The sequence below is a fragment of the Hahella sp. HN01 genome, from assembly GCF_018986435.1.
GTDB lineage: Bacteria > Pseudomonadota > Gammaproteobacteria > Pseudomonadales > Oleiphilaceae > Hahella.
The window spans coordinates 68206-83649 of the sequence record NZ_JAHMIN010000001.1; the positions used below are offsets into that span (position 1 = coordinate 68206).

General features: G+C 55.1%; 13 protein-coding genes. 8 read left to right on the forward strand and 5 right to left on the reverse strand.

Annotation, left to right across the window (positions count from 1 at the left end):
- The first annotated feature begins 137 nt into the window (after nt 1–137).
- Together plsB and KP814_RS00300 are read left to right on the forward strand one after the other, a co-directional pair.
- The gene (plsB, locus tag KP814_RS00295) at nt 138–2615 is read left to right on the forward strand and encodes a glycerol-3-phosphate 1-O-acyltransferase PlsB (RefSeq protein ID WP_216734877.1); all 2478 of its coding nucleotides are present in this window, start codon (nt 138–140) and stop codon (nt 2613–2615) included.
- A gap of 240 nt (nt 2616–2855) precedes the next feature.
- Nucleotides 2856–3527, forward strand: coding sequence for a response regulator transcription factor (locus KP814_RS00300; protein WP_216734878.1), 672 nt, complete (start codon nt 2856–2858; stop codon nt 3525–3527).
- A 6-nt stretch (nt 3528–3533) separates the two neighbouring features.
- Here KP814_RS00300 and KP814_RS00305 read toward each other — a convergent pair whose 3' ends face one another.
- The 3 genes from KP814_RS00305 to ptsP form a co-directional block, all read right to left on the reverse strand.
- Nucleotides 3534–5312: a hybrid sensor histidine kinase/response regulator gene (locus tag KP814_RS00305; RefSeq protein WP_216734879.1), complete on the reverse strand. Its 1779-nt coding sequence runs from the start codon at nt 5310–5312 to the stop codon at nt 3534–3536.
- 55 nt (nt 5313–5367) lie between these two features.
- The gene (locus tag KP814_RS00310) at nt 5368–5571 is read right to left on the reverse strand and encodes a hypothetical protein (protein WP_216734880.1); all 204 of its coding nucleotides are present in this window, start codon (nt 5569–5571) and stop codon (nt 5368–5370) included.
- Between the two features lie 277 nt (nt 5572–5848).
- A complete protein-coding gene (gene ptsP / locus KP814_RS00315) occupies nt 5849–8134 on the reverse strand; it encodes a phosphoenolpyruvate--protein phosphotransferase (protein WP_216734881.1) in 2286 nt (761 codons plus the stop codon).
- A 254-nt stretch (nt 8135–8388) separates the two neighbouring features.
- On the opposite strand from ptsP, the gene KP814_RS32630 reads away from it, so the two are divergent.
- Together KP814_RS32630 and KP814_RS00320 are read left to right on the forward strand one after the other, a co-directional pair.
- A complete protein-coding gene (locus KP814_RS32630; RefSeq protein WP_253938079.1) occupies nt 8389–8574 on the forward strand; it encodes an SOS response-associated peptidase in 186 nt (61 codons plus the stop codon).
- Between the two features lie 3 nt (nt 8575–8577).
- Nucleotides 8578–9090 carry an SOS response-associated peptidase gene (locus tag KP814_RS00320; protein WP_256445942.1) on the forward strand — a complete coding sequence of 171 codons (513 nt, stop codon included), beginning with the start codon at nt 8578–8580 and terminating at the stop codon, nt 9088–9090.
- Between the two features lie 21 nt (nt 9091–9111).
- Here KP814_RS00320 and KP814_RS00325 read toward each other — a convergent pair whose 3' ends face one another.
- Entirely contained in the window at nt 9112–10395 is a 1284-nt protein-coding gene (locus KP814_RS00325; RefSeq protein ID WP_216734882.1) for a hypothetical protein, read from the reverse strand.
- Between the two features lie 213 nt (nt 10396–10608).
- Here KP814_RS00325 and KP814_RS00330 point away from each other — a divergent pair, with 213 nt between their 5' ends.
- The 4 genes from KP814_RS00330 (at nt 10609) to KP814_RS00345 (ending at nt 14527) form a co-directional block, all read left to right on the forward strand.
- Nucleotides 10609–11040, forward strand: coding sequence for a GFA family protein (locus tag KP814_RS00330; RefSeq protein WP_216734883.1), 432 nt, complete (start codon nt 10609–10611; stop codon nt 11038–11040).
- Nucleotides 11041–11215: 175 nt separating this feature from the next.
- Nucleotides 11216–11632 (forward strand): hypothetical protein, encoded by a 417-nt coding sequence (locus KP814_RS00335; RefSeq protein WP_216734884.1) that lies wholly within the window; start codon nt 11216–11218, stop codon nt 11630–11632.
- A gap of 12 nt (nt 11633–11644) precedes the next feature.
- The gene (locus KP814_RS00340; RefSeq protein ID WP_216734885.1) at nt 11645–12673 is read left to right on the forward strand and encodes a hypothetical protein; all 1029 of its coding nucleotides are present in this window, start codon (nt 11645–11647) and stop codon (nt 12671–12673) included.
- Nucleotides 12674–12898: 225 nt separating this feature from the next.
- Nucleotides 12899–14527: a hypothetical protein gene (locus KP814_RS00345; RefSeq protein WP_216734886.1), complete on the forward strand. Its 1629-nt coding sequence runs from the start codon at nt 12899–12901 to the stop codon at nt 14525–14527.
- A gap of 94 nt (nt 14528–14621) precedes the next feature.
- On the opposite strand, the gene KP814_RS00350 is transcribed toward KP814_RS00345, so the two are convergent.
- On the reverse strand, nt 14622–15440 hold the full coding sequence (locus KP814_RS00350; RefSeq protein WP_216734887.1) for a hypothetical protein: 819 nt from the start codon (nt 15438–15440) through the stop codon (nt 14622–14624).
- Nucleotides 15441–15444: the final 4 nt, after the last annotated feature.

A 15444-nucleotide genomic window follows, 5' to 3' on the forward strand; every position in this document is an offset into this window, starting at 1 on the left:
TTACATTGCAGAAAGTTTGCGCAAACCCAATCCTCGCGGAATATAGCCGCTGAAAATCAAGCATTTCCGAGCTTTGCCTGTCTATGGCGGAGCCGTTAAACTAGCGGGCACTTCGCCAGGGCTAAACGGTATTTTACATGCTCGGAATCACTTCTTTTTTCTTTAACCTGCTCCGCAAAATTTTATTTTTATGGGTCAGGACAGATGTTATCGGCAACGACGCCAAGCAGTTGGGACTGGACCCGGAAAAGCCCGTCGTCTACGTTCTGCAGCACAGCTCGCTCAGCAGTCGTTTAGTGCTGGAGCAGGAGTGCCGACTCGCCGGCCTGCCCTCCTCCCAGGCGCCGCTGACCTTGCGGGACGCGGTCCTGTCGCGCAGCCACTTCTTTTTATATGAGAAGCGCGGGCAGATGTTTCGACGTCGCCATACGCCGATTATCACTGAGCGGCTGAAGCAGTTGGTGAGCGCCGCGCAGAAAGACCCGGGACTGGACGTGCAGATCGTGCCGGTCTCCCTATTCTGGGGCCGCACGCCGGAGAAAGAGCGCTCCCTGTTCAAACTGATGCTGGCGGACACCTGGTCCATCGCCGGCCGTTTGCGCCAGTTCCTGACCATCATGATTCACGGGCGCAATACCTTCATTCAGTTCAGCAAGCCGATTTCCCTGCGCTATATCGTCGATGACACTCAGGACCCGCAACGCGCCAACCGCAAGCTGGCGCGTCTGCTGCGCGTACACTTCCGCCGCATGCGGCAGGCGGTGGTCGGCCCTGACCTGTCTCACCGTCGCACCCTGGTGTCCACGCTGATTCGCAGTCCGGCCGTGAAAGACGCGATTCGGGAAACCGCCAAGAAAGAAAATATCCCCCCTCAGAAAGCCAAAGAGCGGGCGCGGAAATACGCGGACGAAATCGCCTCCAACGTCTCCATTGCTGCAGTGCGCTTTCTTGATATCATTCTGACTTGGGTCTGGAACAAGATTTATAACGGGGTCAACATCAATAACATTGACGCCGTGAAAGAGGCCGCCAAGTCCAGCGCGGTGGTCTATGTGCCCTGTCATCGCAGTCACATCGACTACTTATTGCTCTCTTACGTGTTGTACCGCAATGGTTTGATGGTGCCCCATATCGCCGCCGGCATTAACCTGAACATGCCGGTAGTAGGACCGATTCTGCGTCGGGGCGGCGCCTTCTTCATGCGTCGCAGCTTCAAGAACAACAAGCTGTACACCGCCGTATTCAATGAATACATGCACTCCATGTTCACCCGTGGCCACCCGGTGGAGTATTTCGTGGAAGGCGGCCGCAGCCGCACCGGGCGCACTTTGCAGCCGAAAGCGGGCATGTTGATGATGACCGTGCGCAGCTATCTGCGTAACTACAAAAAACCGATCACCTTTGTGCCGGTGTATATCGGCTACGAGAAAATCCTGGAAGCGCGCTCTTATCTCGGCGAGCTGCGCGGCAAGAAGAAAAAAGACGAAAACATCTTCGGCCTGTTCAAATCCCTGCGTAACCTGCGCAACTCCTTCGGACGCGTCAGCGTTAACTTCGGCGAGCCCTTTGCGCTGTCCGACGTGCTCGACAAAGTGCAGCCGCACTGGCGCGATCAGGCCTACGATCAGGAAGCGCGTCCCAAGTGGATGCCGCACATGATCGACGAGCTGGCGGAAATGGTGGCCACCCGCATCAATAACGCAGCAGCGCTCAACCCCATCAATATCGTCGCCACCCTGCTGCTGGCCACGCCCAAGCAGGCGATGGACGAAAAAATGCTGGCGGATCATTGCGACGCAGTGGTCTCGTTACTGCGCATGCACCCTTACAGTAATGAAATGAGTTTCCCGGAAGGCTGCGGCGCGGACTGGGTCAAATACACTGAAAGCATGGGGCTGGCGCTGCGTCAGCATCAAAAGCTGGGCGACATCATCAGCCTGGAAGGCTCCAGCGCTATTTTGCTGACCTACTATCGCAACAATATTCTGCACTTCCTGGCGCTGCCCGCACTGGTCGCCAGTTTATTCCAGAACAACAGCACCATGGACCGCACCAAGCTGGTGTGGCTGGTCAGTTCGATCTACCCCTACATCAAGTCAGAACTGTTCCTGCGCTGGCACAAGGACGATGTGGACCCGGAAATCGAGCGCTGGATCGAGACATTGTGCGAAAGCAACCTGCTGCTGAAGGACAAAGACAACCTGTACCGTCCGATGGCCGGCTCCCGGGAATTCGTTCTGCTCAACGCGCTGGCGAAAACCATCATCCCGACTCTGGAGCGTTACTACATCTCCATCGCTATTCTGCGTCGTCACGGCAAAGGCGCGATCACCGCCAATGCGCTGGAGGAACAGAGCACATCCATGGCGGAGCGCATGTCCATCCTGTATGGCCTCAACGCGCCGGAGTTCTTCGATAAAGCCTTGTTCCGCAACTTCATCAACAACCTGAAAAGTAATGAGATCATTCAGGTAGATGAAGAAGGACATATCGTTTACGACGAAGATCTCGACAATATCGCGGAAGACGCGCGTTTGGTGCTGAATGCAGAGCTGCGTCAGAGCATCCTGCAAGTCGCTATCGAAACACAGACCACGCAGCCCCCCGCCGCCTGACGGCATCCCGCCATCCCGGGGCGCGCCCGAGTGCGTCCTGGGATTGTTCTTCTATCTCGTCGCTCCTCTGCCTCGCCCTCATTAAGCCCCTCACAAGTAGACGCGCTTAATTGCAATCCTTCCGCATCCCATTCTGTTCCCAAAAACTAGCAATCGTTCACTGTTCAGCGTTTCTATCGGCGTATAATTTTTGGTTTATAACAAAAAGAAACGGCGCCGAACGGCGCAGGGAGAGTCAACGTGAGCATAAGCGCCTCTTCAGCGGTTTTTGTACCGAATCATTTACGGGTATTGGTGGTTGACGATCACCAGCTCGTTATCGACGGCCTGCGTGTCGCCCTCACCGCCCAACAGGTTCCCATTGATCTGGTGAACGCCTTCAACTGTCAGGCGGCGCAGACCTTGCTGGATACCGATCAAAGTTTTGACCTGATACTACTGGATCTTTCTTTGCCCGACGGCCGCGGATTCAAGTTTCTCCGCTACCTGACGTGCAAGCGCATTTATATCCCCGTGGCCATTCTGTCCGCCTCCGAAGATATCGAAGATGTGGAGTTGTCTCTGCGCAGCGGAGCCATCGGGTTTATCAGTAAATCCTCCAGCGCCATGGAGATCAATCTGGCGATTCGCCAGATTCTCAATGGCAAACAGTACGTCCCCGACTTCTACACCCATCGCAATCAGGCGCCGGTTCAGGACAGCCAGCTACGGCTGGACTCCATCACTCCCCGACAAATGGAAGTGCTGCAACTGCTGGCCAAAGGGTTGCCGAACAAGAGAATCTGCTCGGAGCTGAGTCTGACGGAAGACACGGTGAAGTCACACTTGAAGGCGTTGTTCATGCACCTGAATGTGCACAACCGAACGGAGTGCGTCAGCGTGGCCACGCGACTGCATCTGGTGGACGCCTGACCAGGTTTATTCAGCGGCGCTTTCAACTACTGCGCGAGCGGACTCTCTGCTCAGGATCAGATATAAGCGCGCCGGGGTGACCGGTTTGGCGACGAAAATAATGCTGGGATAACGTCCGGCCTCCACCTGCAGCATTTCCACATCGGCGGAAATTATCACCGCGGGAATGTCGCGTCCGCTTTGGCGGCGCAACGACAGCACCACGTCCAGCCCGGAAATGGCGCCGCCCAGGCGATAATCCGACAAAATCATATCCGGCGTCTCGTCATGCAGTCTGCCCATCGCTGTTTTGGCGTCAGCGAACGCCGCCACCTGCACGCCCCAGGCGTCCAATAGCTGCCGCATGGCTTCCCGACTGGGTTGATCGTCTTCCACCAGCCACACAGACATGCCGCTCAGGGTACGGGTTTCCGGATAGGCTTCCGGTTGCGGCGCCACCAGGTTGGCGCGCCCGCACGCAATCGTGAAACTGAAATCCGCGCCAGAGCCTGGAGAAGACTTCACCGACAACGCGCCGCCCAGCAATCCCGCCAGCTGCCGCACTATGGCTAACCCCAGACCAATGCCCGTACGGGGTCTGCCTTCCTCATCGCCGCCCTGTTGAAACTCTTTAAATATGCGCTTGATGTCTCTGGAGGGAATGCCGACGCCATCGTCAACCACATGGATTTCAAGCACATTATTGAGCCGGCGGCAGTTCACCCGGATCGCTTTCGCGTCGGCGTGCTGCAGCGCATTCGTGATCAGGTTGCGCAGCATGCGCTCCAGCAAAATAGGATCGGAATAAGCGACCAGCTCCTCGTCACATTCCGTTTCAATACGTTCCGGACGGGTTGAAGGGATGTCTATGGCGTCAAACTCCATCGCCACCCGACGCACCAGCTCATGCAGATAGAAGTGACGGGGGTTGGGTTTAACCACGCCCATGCTGAGCTGAGACATGTCCAGCAGCGACTTGAACAGATCGCTCAACTGACTGAGAGAGCGGCGCAACTTGCCGACAATAACCCCCTCTTCCGAATTACGATCCATCTTTGCGGACAGACTTTCCGCCAACATGCTCATGGCGTTCAGGGGCTGACGTAAGTCGTGGCTGGCCGCAGCCAGAAAACGGGTCTTGGATCGATTGGCGCGCTCCGCCCCACGCTGGGCGATTTTGACCAATTGCAGATTCAGAAACAGCGTCCGTTGCGCGTGCTCCTGAATATACGAACCCACGGCCCCGATCAAGTTGGCGCCGAACAGAAAAAAGGCGTTGAACCCCAGCGTCGTAGCGTCCATGCCGACATCCAGCTCCACCAACAGATAGGCGCCGTAGATCAAAGTGGAAATCGCTGTGGCGACGTAGAAAGGAATCGCCATGAGAAAGTAGCCGTAGATCAGCACCAGGAACAGGCCGTCGTAGGGCACCATGACATTCTGCGAATGCGCAATCCAGATAATCGCCACCACACTCAGACCGCCCAGCGCATAGGTGCCGTTATAAAGCGGCATAAACCAGCGCCGGGGCCAGGAATGCATGCCCGCGTATAACGCCAGGGCGATAATCGGACACACCAGAAACAGGCGAATAGGAATGGTCCAGCTGGCGATCTGCTGAGGGAACAGATAATAGTCCAGCAAAGAATAGATGATGATGAACGCCAGCGCCGTCGCATGCACCAACGGCAAACGCGCCTGCACTCGCTGATTGTGGAACGCGCGATAAGCCTCCTCCACAGGAGGGGCGAACTTAAGCCACTTAAAACCGCGTTGTAATTCTTGTTGTATCAGTTTTTCGTCCATGGGCTTTAGATATATACATCAGCCTCCTAACAAGCAAGCTTTGCTTTCACGCTATCTAATCCATGTCACGTATTTGTTGCGGGCCTTGTCCCGCCTGCGCGTCATACAGCGCTGGCGGCGCATTAGGGGTGATTCCAGACAGCAATCCGGGGCGATTGAATTCAAGCTCCATAGAACGATGCATCCATAACCAAATAGCCATCGCCAGCATAATAAAACAAAGCGCCAACGTGGCCCGATATAGAGTCTTGCGCAACATGCTTTTCTACTATGTCTTACATGACGGAAGTGTTTGAGGAAATTGTCGCCGCCGCAGCGGCTACCGCGGTCCGTTAACGCTTCAGCGTCGCCGCGTTCTATCTGCGTTTTCCGCAAAGCGCAAACTAAAACCGCAACGGACTTCGGGAATTATGCAAGGAAGGGAGTGTCTTGAAATCACCTGTTTGGGTGAATAATACTTGGCGGAAAGCCCCTGGAACGAGGCCCTCCGCCATGGGGCTCAGGCGGAATATCGCCTAGCGCCGGGTTTGACCGGGCTACTGCGACCCCGCACGAATCAATCCGCCCAGTCCATGCTGATCCAGCACTTCGTTCAGCATGGCGCGAATCTCTTTCTCATTGCGCATACGCGAGGCTTTTTTCCAGAGTTTCTCCGCCGTCTGATGCGAGACAGAGCGAATGACCCACTTGGTTTTCGGCAGGTTGTAAGCAGACAGGCTGAGCATCTCCACTCCCATACCCAGCAGCAGCAATACCGCCGCAGGGTCTGACGCCATTTCGCCGCACACGCTGACGGGAACGCCATGCTTCTTCGCCACTTTCACCACACGGCCAATGGAACGCAACACCGCCGGGTTCAACCAGTCGTAGAGGTCAGACACTTTGGCGTTGTTACGGTCCACCGCCAACATGTACTGAGTGAAGTCATTACTGCCGATGGAGAAGAAATCCACCATCTGCGTCAGGTCCTCCAACAGCACCATGGCCGAGGGCACTTCAATCATCGCGCCGACTTGCGGCTCATCGACATCTACGCCAGCTTCCCTGAGCTGACCGATCGCCTCTCGCAGCAGGCTTCTGAAGCTTTCGATTTCATCCAGACGGCTGACCATCGGCAACAGGATTTTCAGGTTGCCGAGGTAACGCCCGGCTTTCAACATGGCGCGAATCTGGCTGATGAAGATACCGGTGTTATCCAGCGTAAAGCGTATCCCCCGCCATCCCAGAAACGGGTTCTCTTCCGTAAAGCTGAAATAAGGCAGATTTTTATCGCCGCCGATATCCAGAGTGCGCATGTACACAGGTCTCGGCGCATAGGCTTCCAGAACTTTGCGGTAGATCTGCACCTGTTCTTCTTCCGAGGGGAAGGACTCGTGCACCATAAATGGTATTTCCGAGCGATACAGGCCCACGCCTTCCGCGCCGCGTAACAGTCCTGGCGAAATATCCGCCAGCAGCCCCGTATTGGCGAACAGTTTGACGCGGAAGCCATCGGGGGTTTGCGCCGGCAGATCGCGCAGCTCGTCCAGCCCTTTGATCAGCTTCTTCTCTTGCTTGGCCAGACGTTTGAATTCTTTGCGCAGGGCGTCCACCGGGTTGAACACCACCACGGCCCGATAGCCGTCCACCACTGCTTCCGCGTTTTCGATCAGTGCGGGTTTGATGTCGCCGATTCCCATGACGGCGGGAATCCCCAGCGCATTCGCCAGTATGGCGATGTGCGACAAGGAGGAGCCGCTGGTGCACACCAGCCCCGCCAGATATTCCGGCGGAAACTGGGCGACATCAGTAATGCTGAGGTTGTTTCCGACGATAATAGTGGGTTCGCTGACAGCAATGACGTCAGGGCTGTCGACGCCACGCAGATTGGCGTAAATGCGATTGCCGATATGACGGATATCGTCCGCCTTGGCGCGCAAATAGGCGTCATCCATTTTCTCGAATACACGGGCGTGCGCTTCGACGGTCTTACGCAAAGCGGAAGAGGCGCATAACCCCGAGTGGATGTGATTGACAGTTTCGGTAGTCAGTTCCTGATCTTCCAGGATCATGCGATACACGCCAAACAGCGCCAGCACATCTTTTGGCAGCGTGCCCGCCATACGCTCGCCGCTGGCGTTCAGTTCCTCTTTCGCCAGCTCCAAAGCCTTGCTGAAACGGGCGATTTCCAGCTCCGCGTCTTTGCCTTCCCGATCCGGCGCTGACGCCAGGTCATGGCCTTTGCCGATCCAGTGCACGCGTCCAATCGCCATTCCCGCGGCGCCTTTGACGCCACGGAATTTCAGATTCGCCTTGAACTTATCACGGCATACTTCGCGGTCAAACACGCCGTCCTGCTGCACCCATTGGCTCAATGGGCCGGCCAATTGGGCGGCGATCGTCACGACGAACGCTTCCTGCTCATCGCTGAAGTACGCGGCTTCTTTCTTTTGCACCGCGATCACGCCGATATTCTTGCGGAAGTTGATAATCGGCGCGCCCAGAAAAGCTGAGAAGCGTTCTTCGCGGGTTTCCGGGAAATATTTGAAGTTAGGGTGCTTTTCCGCGCTGTCCACGTTCATCAGTGACTGATGCTGCGCGATATAACCGACCAGCCCCTGCCCGACAGGCAGACGCACGCGTCCCACGGATTCAGGGTCCAACCCCCGAGTCGCCATCAACACCAATTCCTGGGAGGTTTCATCCAACAAATAAATACTGCATACATCCGCCCGCATGGCGGACTGCACACGGTCGACAATCAGTTCAGACAGGTCTTTGGCGGCGTGTAAATCAGCAGCCTCCTGAAATATTTCCCTAAGAATTTTTAATGGCTCAAGCATGGCAATACTCTGGAGAATCAAGCTACGGCAAACTTAACTAGCTCACCAGTGGTAAACAGGCAGGGATAACTATAAGCGCCAGCCCGTCATATTACCAAGAGGGAATTTCCACTGTTTTCGCATATTTGACATAAATCGGCTTATATCCTGCATGTTGTTTGTTACGATCACGTCATCTCCATCCAGACTTACGCAATCATCACAGAATTACAGTCTACACTTGCCATAGGCTCCGCCATTACGCCGAGGCTGCTATGTGTGGAAGATTCAACGTCACTGACTCCCCTGTCGTGATCGCCCTGATGGACTCGCTCGGATTCGACACCACCGGATTGAAGTCGCATTTTTACCAGGATGATTTGTTCAATATCGCCCCCACGGAAGAAGTGATGGTGGCGGTGCAGGAAGAGCTGAAGAATTTTTTCAGGGGCATGCGCTAGTGGCTGACGCCAAGCTGGGCGCCGGAGCCAACCGCCAAGTACAACATGTTCAACGCCAAAGCGGAGACCATTGAAACCAGCAAGGCCTTCAAAACTTCATTCCAGCGCCGCCGCGCCATTATTCCCGCCAGCGGCTTTATCGAGTGGAAGCTGGAAAACGGCGTCAAACAGCCTTATTACATCAAGCCAGAGTCTGGGCGCTGCTTTTTTGGCGGCATTTGGGATATCTGGAGCAAAGGCGACGCTTATCTCGAATCCTGCGCCATCATCACCACCGAGGCCTCCCCCTCTTTACAGGCATTACACCACCGCATGCCCGTGCTACTAACGCCAGATCAATTTAACGCCTGGCTGAATGCCAACACGCCATTAGTTGATATCCGCCCGATGCTGGCGCCGCGGGAACTGACTAACTGGGTGTATTATCCGTTGAGTACGGCGGTCAATAACGCTAGAAACAAGTCACGCCAGGCAGTGGAACCCACTGACTCCCCCAAGCCGCTAGCAGATAAATAACCAGACCTTTCCCTCTCTACCTCACGTCTGCTGATAGTTTGTCGCCGAGATACGGCATCCTGGGCACAGAAAGGCGTAGTAGGTTCCCTCTCCAAACTCAGTCACCTCCGCCATGTTCAACTGACCAATGAACGTCATGACTTCGTGACATTCGGGACATTCGGGACAGTCAGGATACGCCGCGCGTTGTTCCCAGGTGGGCATACCGCCGATCTGCGAGAATGTTGTGGGGACGAAGGGAACGGCGGCGAAGCGGGCTTTCCTCGGCTGGTAGGACAGCTTCCAATTGAGCGTGGCGAGCGGTTCCACTATCTCAGAGTAGTCAGGAGAATAGATTGACTTTTTGCTGTGCGACGACCAAACAGGCTCTCCCTCCTGGTCATGATGCATGTAGATCGCCTCAGCAAAACAGGCGCAAAGCAGGCAGGTCGACAGAACCAGACGGTTACTCCGCCAGGGGAAAAGCGCCAACCTCGGGTCTTTAAGATTGAGATCAAATAAACGCGTGAGTTCGCCTTCGCACCAAGGGCAGATTGACGCATCAATACCGCCTACGCGAATGGCTTCGCTCGTTTCAGTATCGCTGGGCGCTAGCGCGTAGCAGGCATCCAAGTAGAGTTTTCGCGGCTGATGATGACAATCCAACGTCCAGCCCGCTTCAGCCATATAATTAATCACCGGTACATTCAGACGCGACGCCCAATCCGGCGGCTGTTGCGTCCATTGCGCAATATAGGTCGCAATCCTTCTGTCCTCACTCCACGCAAGGGCTTCAAGAATACGGCCGTCCAGATCAGGGTCTGCTCCCAAGCGTTCTACCAAAAGGTTGACCACCTCTTCGCTCGCGCCGCGAAATAGTATGGCTGGCTCATAACACTCGCTAGACAGGAGACATTTCTGCACAGCCGCCAGGTCCGCATCCGTGAACGCCGCCAGCGTCATGGCGATTTCTATTGCGCTATCGTCTTCATCGGTCTCAAGCTGCTCGGCGGCATATTCCGCCAAGCGTTGCGCTTCATCTCCCGTCAACGCCTGATAAACCTTATCGATAGCCCCTGGAAACGGGGTGAAAGTAATTAAGGGGTCCCCAGGCGCAGGGAGGTGATACGCCTTTATGATATCAACCCTGTCAGTCAGGCCTGCGTAAGGGTCAATAACTTTGCTGTGTTTGCGTATGTACTCTCTCTTCGCTTCCCGCTCCTGCTCTAAGGCGCAGGGCATGCACAAACCACCTGTGCGCTCAGCGGCGCCGGGCAGGATCATATAGTCGCACGACAGGTTTTGACATTTCACACGCTCAGTCATGACTGGAACTCTCATTGCGGTTGATAAAGAAAAAGGGATTGCGGCTCGCTTTTGTTCTTCACGGCGGAAAATTGTAATCTGGCCGCCAGCTCCTGACACAATGCTGTCAGTAGCAGACAGGTAGTATTGTCGTGTCGAGATTAAAGCTGTGACGAAACTATAGCCGTTGCGAAACATACGATAAAACCAAGTAAAAAGTCAGAGGGATACTACATGAGCGAAAGCAAGACTATCGCCGGGCCATTAACCGGCCAATGCCTGTGTGGCGCAGTGAAAGTGGCCGCGAAAAACGTCAATCCTGAATACCATGCCTGCCACTGCGGCATGTGCCGGCGCTGGAATGGCGGTCCGTCCATGGCGATCTCCGCGCAGGAAGCCGTATTTGAAGGCGAAGACAGCATCACTGCTTACGATTCATCGGAATGGGCGCAGCGGGCGTTCTGCAAACATTGCGGAACCAACCTGTACTACCACCTGAAGCCAACAGGCGAAAAATATCTCTGGAGCGGTCTGTTCGATGATCAGTCGCAGTTCAAAATGGCGGGCGAGATTTATATTGACCACAAACCCGCGGGCTATGCCTTCGTCGGGGATCATCCAAGAATGACGGAAGACGAGTTCTTGAAGTCCATTGGCATGAAATAGCCGCCTTTCGCGCACGATGGCCGCCTGTTTTCATCGTGCGCTCAATGCCTCCTCAACGCCGATTCCATGGGCGTCATCAAAAACTTGCCTAACCCTTCCCCGCCACGCTATGGTGGAGCGGCGAACGCTTTGCAAAGAGCTAAAGGACTGAACTCACATCACGAGCATAAAGCGTATGACTGCCCCGATCAGAGAAGAAACCAACGCCCTCGCCCTCGCAGACAAGGCGACTTTTCCCTTTCCGACGCCGGAAGGCCTCGTCTACGAAGCGCATTTCACCCGGGACCAGGAATATCTGGCCTTCTTCAGCGAAGACTGCCCCTACGAAGAAACGCTGCATATACAACACCTAGATGATAGCGGTCAGGTGAAAGAAGAGGTCACGCTCTCCGCCGAATACACTGGGGGCGTATTTCAATTTATTGACGCACGCGCCAATCACATCGATTTCATCTTCTGGCCGGGCCTCAAGATCCGGGCGGAATGGTTGCTGGAACCGCGTTTTATGTGGAAAGCCGAGGCGGTTCCTGGAGTTCAGCGCTCCGATAAGTTTTTCCGACGCACGCAGATAATCATTACTAAAAGCGACTAAAAGGAACCTAGTATGCCGGACAATCAATCCAACAATAACAGCGCGCATGAAGCCATCAGGCAGTTTGAAATCCAGGCGGTCAATTTCGGGCAACGCTTTATTCAAGACAGCAACGTCCGCCGGATGTACATGGAGAAAACCAAAGCCTACGCGGAATCGTTGAAAGACCTCGTCAACAGTCGTCAGATGAGCCCCAGTGAAGCGGCGCAAGCCGCCAATCAGATGCGTAATGAAATCATGGAGTGGGCCAGAACCAAGTCCAGCGATATCGGACGCGCCAAAGCCCGCGCCCTCAAAGCGAAAGGCCTGGATTTAGATGTGTTGTGCGACAAGTACGCCAAGCGTCTGTTCAGCAAATCCTTCTCGCAACTGAGCAAAGCGGACCAGGACCACGTCTTTCTACAGATTGTGGAAAGTTCCGGCAGAGCGAACCCCAAGGTTTCGGCGAAAGCCATTCGCCTGGGTAAAGCCGGTCGCGCCCTCTGGTTGTTAAGCGCCGGCATCGCCATCTACAACATCGCCTCCGCCGAGGACAAAGCCCGGGCGACAGGCAGAGAAGCGGCCAATCTGGGCGGCGGATTCGCCGGCGGCGCAGCGGGAGGCGCGGTAGCGGGATTATGGGCCGGCCCGGTGGGCGTCGCCATTGGCGCAGTGGTGGGCGGCGTTCTGGGTTCCATTGTTGCAGACGAAGCCTACATTGAAGTCGCCGCTTCCAACGATCCGTTCGTGAAAACCTTTCTGGACAAACACACGCAGATGTTCAACACCGACGAGGAAGCCATCGCCCGCGATCTGGTGGAAAAGTGCAGCTACGAAATGGACAAAGTCTACAGCGTCTTCAAAGAACTGGACTGGGCGTATAACTCGGATGCGGACGACGTGGCGTTGCTTTACGTCAACCGAGTGCGCCGGTCGACGCCCATCATCAAAAGCAGCCTGAAAGCGCATACGCCACTGCGCAACTTGCTAACGGCGATATTGGAAGACGGCTGGACCACCTCCAACGAGCGAGACGCCATCCGTTACGTGCAACAACTATAGCCGCCCACCTTTTCCCTTCAAGCAGGCCGACCGCCTCTTTGCGGTCGGCCGCATAACTAAACGATAAGCTCCTTTCTAAACCCTCAGCCTAAACCAAAGCTTAGTCGTTGCGCATACAAAACAGTCTATCACTTCCCTTATAATCGAACTCTGATCTCATCGCTGTAATCACGTTTGCAACCCCACCCAGGACTGGCGACTCACCTAAAACAGGAAGGAGTGATTATGTCGAAGCCCTCGCCCACGGAACCACATTCGTTTCTCTCTGGATCAAAAACCATCAAATTGTTCGCCACCGTCGTCTCTATCCTCGCCGGCGTTGTGACGATCATCTACAGCATCAGCCGCGACCCGACCGCCAGTCAGCACAACAGCGGCGACAATAACGTCATGGTCGGCGGCAATGTAGGAGGAGATATCAGCATCCGCCAGGAGGACTCGCCTTCCTATCGTGTCGACATCATCGGCGAAAAAATGATCAAGCCCGGCGAAAAAGTCTTGGTGAAACTGGACGCAGAGCGCCGACAGCATCTGAGCGGCATGACCTGCCACTGGCAGGTGCTCGGCAAAGAAGGCGCTGTGTTGAAGCAGGCGCCGGATAACTGCCAGATGGAGCTGACCCTTGTATCAATCAGTGAAGCGACCGACTTCAGTCGGGTCAGCATTGTGGTGGAAGCCACCAGTTCCAGCGGTAAACGCTACAGCGCCGTTAACGAACTAATGATCAGGCCAGACCCGAATTCCAGCCAGTACATTGAGCAGCAGCAGGCGTCGCTGCGAGAAAATATGAGCAAAATGTTCGACGACGCCGGCGATACAGTGAACAGTGCGCAGACTGACGCCATGAAGTTTAAGGACAGGCTGCAACAGTTTCAGACCGACGTGCGCCGCAATGGGCTTGCCAGCAAACTGGAGCACAGGCCGGATAGAGTATTCGAATGTTCCCCTGGCGGCTGCAAGGTGGATGCGCGAGAACTCTGCGACGCCCAGGCGGCCGGGCTGGCTTTTGGGCCCACGCCAGGGGAGCGCTTATTTCAAACGTCGCTTGACTGTCGTGATGTGGAAGCGGGCGGCGCCAGCGAGCTTTGCCTCACACCGCCTTTTGATATAATCGGACTGCAACCCGGCGCTGAACTGTATGGCGATATCCTCTTTGCAGACGCTGCGCCTATTCCCTTCAATATCAAAGTCAGCTACAACGCAGACAGTTACGATCATCAAGACCCCAGCTGGACGCCGCTGCGCGCCCGAGGCGCAGACGCCGCCAAAGCGCCATTCGCCGCGCTTAAATTCGAAGCATATAGAAGATCGTTTCAGCTATTCCTGGGAGCGTCCGCCGCCCAGTGTTATGGCGCCCTGCCCAGTCTGGAGATCGCCTACGATTCCGATGGAAAAGGCTTTATCAATACCTCTCAGGGAGGACAGGCGCAAAATGTCTTTCCCATCGTTCCACCCCAGGGCGATGCGATTAAAGTGCGGGTCAGCCATAACGGCGAATCCAGGGAGTTCAGCTACACCTTTGATCTGGAGCAGATCATACGTCAAACCGCCGCCAACCTGGGGCGCCCGCAATTGAATTGCCAACGCAACGCCGACGTCATCGGCTGCGCCCTGCCAGACCATGACCCACTGGTGATTTGGGCGAACGTGCAAACAATTCGCTATAGCGCCAGCAGCGACCAGCTCGAAAACAGCCTGCCCGTGAGCATTAACGGGAGACAGATCTTTGAGAAAAACCCGCGAAATATTCTCAGCGCATACCGATTTACCGTACCGGGCGACTGGAGCGACATATTTTACCAACTGGAGTTCAAAGACGGCCGTTTAGGCAATGTGGAGCAGATTCCGCTGTAAGTTGCAGCACCAGGACTAAAAGTAGCGACTTAATTTAAGAGAAAACGGCTGATCATCAAGATCAGCCGTTTTTGTTACTGCAATACAACCAACATTACGAGAATATCTTCTGCCGCGTTTCGTGCTTGGATTGCGCGATAGCGGACAGCTTGGATCTCACGTCGTCCATGATTTCTTTCATGGTCTGAATGAAATCCTTGGCTTCGTCGATATTCGCCGAATGCTTCTCGGATTCAGCTTCGTATTGCTTCTGCTCTTCCTGATCCTGCTTGGACTGGTAGGTCAACGGAGCAGAAATGACTGTACCGAATCCACCTGCGAACTGAGAGGCTGTTTGCCCCAGGCTGGTCAGGTTCTGCGTCTCCTGGATCTTCAACTGAAACTGCCCTGAATCAAGTTCCTTATTTTTCGTCAACGCCTTAATCTCACTCGTCGACTTCATCGATTGCAGTGAGAACTTAAAAGAAGCGGCGCCGCCTGCGATCTGAAAGGCGCCCTGCACCAGCGACGCCGCCATCTCTTTACTCGCGGAGTCACGCAGTTCCTCGGCCGCGTTTTTGAGCGACTGCCACTTCTGCTGATACTCACCGTGACGAATGTCACGGGCGCCTTTTTTCTGTGTCTGCGCCAGTTCATGAATCAAGCTCATGATGGCGAAGATATCCACTTCCAGGGTCGCTTTAGCATCCAACAACTTCCCGTCAAACTGCTTGCTTGGGGTTCCTGCTTTGCTGTCAGGGCTATCCAATTGCGGTTGGTAGGTCTTGAAACTGAAACGCATCAACGGCACGTCATGCTTACCGTCGCTGAGCACCAGAGAAGCTTCCTGCTTGGGGCCCTTGACCGGTGCGGAGCCCTCCATCTCAATAGTAAAAGTGAATGTATTCGCTTCGTTTACGGAATTAACACTCATAAAA